This is a genomic window from Geitlerinema sp. CS-897 (assembly GCF_028368005.1).
Lineage (GTDB): Bacteria > Cyanobacteriota > Cyanobacteriia > Cyanobacteriales > Geitlerinemataceae > Baaleninema > Baaleninema simplex.
Genome location: NZ_JAQNCQ010000062.1, coordinates 1 through 4012, shown reverse-complemented (window position 1 = coordinate 4012; position 4012 = coordinate 1). Strand labels below are relative to the sequence as shown.

General features: G+C 52.0%; 2 protein-coding genes. One reads left to right on the top strand and one right to left on the bottom strand.

The annotated features are described in order from the left end of the window. Positions 1-260 precede the first annotated feature (260 nt). Positions 261-1325 (bottom strand): class I SAM-dependent methyltransferase, encoded by a 1065-nt coding sequence (locus POG22_RS03275; RefSeq protein WP_498903610.1) that lies wholly within the window; start codon positions 1323-1325, stop codon positions 261-263. 245 nt (positions 1326-1570) lie between these two features. On the opposite strand from POG22_RS03275, the gene POG22_RS03270 reads away from it, so the two are divergent. Next, positions 1571-3742: a GumC family protein gene (locus POG22_RS03270; RefSeq protein ID WP_498903609.1), complete on the top strand. Its 2172-nt coding sequence runs from the start codon at positions 1571-1573 to the stop codon at positions 3740-3742. Positions 3743-4012 lie beyond the last annotated feature (270 nt).

Genomic DNA, 4012 nt, shown 5'->3' with positions numbered 1-4012 from the left:
TTTTGTGATTTTTGATACATTTTTTCTTGCCGGATGCACAGGAATTTCCAATTTTACCTCTTTTTCGGGTTCTCGAAGCCATGTCAAGACTCCTCTAAGCCTTACGTCGTAAGCTTTTCACTTCTTTTCAGCAAGCCCTATGTATTTTGTCAATCTCCGATCTCGAAAAGTTTTCTGCACCACTGAGGGGAGAAGAGTGAAAAGTGAAGAGTTAAAACATCAGCACTCTGGACTCTCCACTCTGCCCTGAAGAAACCTCCTCAACTCCTCATCACCTTTCGCGCAATCCAGTACTTACTCATAAAGTGAACCTGAGTTTCGATGTCTGTAAAGCCTGCCTTTTCCAAACGGGCAGTCATGTTGTCTTCGGTGTAGCTTCGATAGTAAGGTTCGTGGAAAATGGCGGGGAAGTTATGGAGCAGCGGCGCGAACTTCGGTTCGTCGTTTTTCTGAATCGAATCGCAGATAACGAACGTACCGCCAGGTTTTAAGACGCGATAACACTGGTCGATAACGTTTTGACGCGCTTGCGGGGGAAGTTCGTGGAACAGGAACACGCAGGTTGCAGCGTGGAAGTAGTCGTCGCGATAGGGTAAGTTTTCCGCGTTGGCTTGGCACAGTTGCGGTAAGGTTCCCGGCAGTTCCGAGAGCTGTTGGTTGGCTTTGCGTAAGTACGCGGGGGACAAATCCGTGCCGTGCAGAGACGCCTTCGGTAAGGTATTTCGTAAAAACCGCAAAGTGCGTCCAGTTCCGGTGGCCACGTCTAACACTCGCTGTTGAGCGGGGCGAACGTCGCTGAAGTGGGTCAGTCCCTGTTTGAGGGGGGCAAGAACGCGACGTCGCATGGCGTCAGCCGAGCCGTTGAACAGCAGTTCTACTTGCAGATCGTAGAGGTTGGCGGAGAGATCGCTGAGGTAGCCGTCGGTTTGGTGGTGGAAGTTTTGAACGTAGTATTTGGGATAGTCGACGGTATCGATGTCGGAATCGAAGCGTTGGTATTCTTTGCGATCGACCCGTTCCCAAATTTTGGGGAGATCGACCCAGACCAGAGGGTAGTATTGGAAAAAGTCGAGCCAAGGATTGTCGAACAGGATGTCAGTGGGGTAGAGACCGCGTTCGGCGTCTTGCCAGTCTACCTCCTGCAAACGCTCGATGCTGCGCTGTAGGAGTACCAGGACTTCCGGCGACAGCGGTACGGTGTTGTCTTCTGGCGGCGGCGAGACGAGTTTGGCGATTTGCGTACTGAGCGTTTTATGGGCGACGCCGAAATAGCTCTTCCCCTGTTGAAAGGCTTGGTAGGTCAGTTTGGTGAGAGTGTCAGTCATGGCTGCACGATCGAACGAATTGGTAACACATCGTTAAGAATATTAATTAATGTAACAACAGACGCCCGCAAACGACGGTGGAATTTTGAAAATTCGGGGCAGAAGTTCGACCCATTGTGAGGCGAGGGGGAGCGATCGCCCGTTCGGAGAGTCCGTTCTCGCAGAGATCCCGAAAAGTCGAAAAGTTTGGTGGCTCGAGTTTGCTACTTTAGAAATAGGACCTGACAGACGTTGGGAGCGATCCAGTGCCGCCAAATCTAACGCCCACACCAGCCTTCGAGATCGACGACAGCGACGAAGGGGGGCTAGAACTCGGTCAAATTATCGGAGCGTTGCGTCGGCAGTGGTTGTTAATTGTCGGTGCAACGGTATCTGTGGCGACCGCGGCCACGATGAAAGCCCTCAACGACGTTCCCGTTTACGAGTCCAAATTCGAGATTCTGACGCAACCGATCACGATCGAGAGTAAAGTGATTTCGTCAGTCTCGGAAACGCTGACGAGCCAACAAGACGCCCCGGCTCAAATCGGCGTGGCGCAGTTAGCCGTTCTGAAAAGTCCTCAAGTCATCGACCCGATCGTCACCGAGCTACAAGCGAAATATCCTCAAACGAACTACGGGGAAATCGTCAGTTCGCTGAAGGTACAACCGGCCGGAGACATCCTCGAGGTGTCGTACGCGCACACCGATAGCGAATTGGTTTCGGACGTATTGGACTTAGTTTCCGATGCGTTTTTGGAATACAGCCTCGAAGAACGGCTCAGCGACATTCGCCAGGGGATCGAGTTCGTCGAAGAACAGCTTCCGCAACTGCGCGATCGCGTGGAGCTCCAACAGGAACGCTTACAACGCCTGCGTCAAGAACACAACCTCGTCGATCCCGCCACGAGAGGCGGCCAACTGACCACCCAAGCCGGTAACTTAGAGCAGCAACGGCTCGATATTCAACTGCAACTCGAAGAAGCCAAGGCACTCTACGAAGATTTACAACAAGAGCTGACCAGTCCGGCGATCGAAACGGCATCGTCGTCGGTGTTGAGCGGCAACGCTCGCTATCAAGAACTCCTGTCGCAACTTCAAACCCTCGATCGTGAAATTGCCATCGAGTCGGCGACGTTTTTAGCAACCAGTCCCGAAATTCAGCGGTTGCAAGAGCAGCGACAGAATTTAATTCCCCTGCTGCGGCGAGAAGGCGAGCGGGTGCTGCGGGAACTCGAAACGCAAATTCGCGAACTGCTCGATCGCGATCGCACGTTGGCGGCAGAAATCGACCGACTCAACGCCGAAATCAAGCAGCTTTCAGGCGTCGCTCGCGAGTACACCGACATTCAACGGGAACTCGACATCGCCACGCAAAATCTCAACGAATTTCTCGCGAAACGGGAAGCCTTTCGCATCGACGCCGCTCAAGAACAAGTTCCCTGGCAACTCATCTCAGAACCCGGAAAACCCCGTCCTTCGTCGGCCAGTGCGAAGAAAAACGCCGTCATGGGGGCAGCGTTGGGACTGTTTTTAGGGATGGGGTTGGCGTTGTTGGTCGATCGCCTGCGAAACGTGATTTATACCAGTAAAGAGGTGAAGTCGATTTCTCGGCTGCCCCTGCTGGGTATTATTCCCCTCGACAAAACCTTGAGTCTCGAAGCGCAACTGTCGAGCGAGGAGAAACGCGATCGACATTGGCGGTTGTCGTCCCCGGCGTTCGAGGCGTTCTGCTCGCTTTATACGAACGTTCGACTGCTCAATCCCGATACTCCCGTGCGATCGCTGACCGTTTCGTCGCCATCCCTCGGAGACGGAAAATCCACGGTCGCCATTCATTTGGCTCAAGCCGCCGCCGCGATGGGACAGCGGGTGTTGTTGGTGGATACGGACTTGCGCCACCCCAGTTTGCATATCCGGTTGGGATTGGCGAACACGCGCGGACTGACCGACGCGATCGCCGACAGCCACCTCGATGTTTGGGAGGCGATCGAGCAGTCGTCCTTAGAAACTAATCTGTTCGTCCTTCCCGCCGGACCGATTCCGATCGATCCGCCGCGTTTGCTGGCATCTCAGAAAATGCAAGTGTTGATGGAACAGTTACAGTCGGCGTTTGAGTTGGTCGTGTACGATTCGCCGATTGTATTGGGATTGTCGGATACTCATTTGTTGGCGGCTCGGACTCAAGGTGTGGTGTTCGTTACGGGTTTGGGACACCTCAAACGTCCGTTTTTCGAGCAGGCGTTAGAGGAGTTGAAAAGTTCGGGAACGCCACTACTCGGCGTCGTCGCCAACCGCGATCGCGAACCACCTTCGGAATCGTCGACTTTCTACAAACGCTATGCGACAGAACGGGTAATCGGCGAACGAACGGAAACTGCTGACGAACGAGAATCTCGTCCAGTTTTGTCGTTTTTGAAAAAAATAAAAGGTGAATAATTTAAGTTCGTCGCACTCCGATTTTGTTAATAATTTTAGGACGGCGATCGAAATACTTTTTGAATGTTTTTTAAAGACAGATTTAAAGTGCGTTCTGTATCGATCGTTTTTGAATTTTTTGGGCTATAAGTAGGGTTTGCTGAAAAAGTTATCAAAAGCTGGGGGTGGAAAATGAACAAGAAGCCGTCTTGCTCAAGGTATAAATCTGAATTGACTTAACTCGTCCACTTTATAAGTTACAATAATATTTCTCGACAAAATTATGAAGTT

Bases quoted from the DNA above. Each gene is read 5' to 3' on its own strand.
- POG22_RS03275 (WP_498903610.1), bottom strand. From the start codon at position 1,325: ATGACTGACACTCTCACCAAACTGACCTACCAAGCCTTTCAACAGGGG.